We start from the raw sequence: 543 nt of genomic DNA, 5'->3' as shown, positions 1-543 counted from the left end.
CCGCGGCGTCGTCGATAGCTACTTTTTCGCTCGGTCGATAGCTGTGGCCGATGGTCGATGGAACCCGAGTCGCGGCCGTAGACGAGGTCCCCGAAAACGGGTCGTATCTGTTCACCGCGGAGGACGCGTATTCGCGGCCGACGGAACTCATTCTCGTTCGGTGCGACGACGAGCCGGGTATCGAAGCGTGGCCGAACACCTGCACCCACGAGAACCAGCGGTTCGACCGGGGGACCGGCGCGGCGGTGCGCGACGGCGAGATTATCTGCCCGAAACACGGGTCGATGTTCGACACCTGTTCCGGCGCGTGCGAAAACGGCGAGGCGGCGGGCACCAGCCTGCCGGACGTGGACATCGCGGTCTCCGACGGCGGCGTCTTCCTGACCGACGACGAGTACACCTATCTCTCCGCTGGCGCGGCGGGCGAGGACGAGGACGGCGACGACGGCGACGACGACGAAGACGACGAGGACGAAGAACCCGAGCAGACCGACTGGCTCGCGCTCGACTCGGTGCCCGTCAAGTCCACGGAACACTGGTTCG

At 66.5% G+C, this 543-nt stretch carries 1 protein-coding gene; it reads left to right on the top strand.

Going from position 1 to position 543, the window contains the following annotated elements; translation table 11 throughout:
• Positions 1 to 50: 50 nt before the first annotated feature.
• Positions 51 to 543: Rieske 2Fe-2S domain-containing protein (locus tag DVK01_RS21170; RefSeq protein ID WP_199722414.1), on the top strand; the 493-nt coding region annotated here is incomplete at its 3' end.

The organism is Haloarcula sp. Atlit-120R, from assembly GCF_003665885.1.
In the GTDB taxonomy this organism is placed as follows: domain Archaea; phylum Halobacteriota; class Halobacteria; order Halobacteriales; family Haloarculaceae; genus Haloarcula; species Haloarcula taiwanensis.
This window is presented reverse-complemented; position numbering and strand designations above follow the sequence as displayed.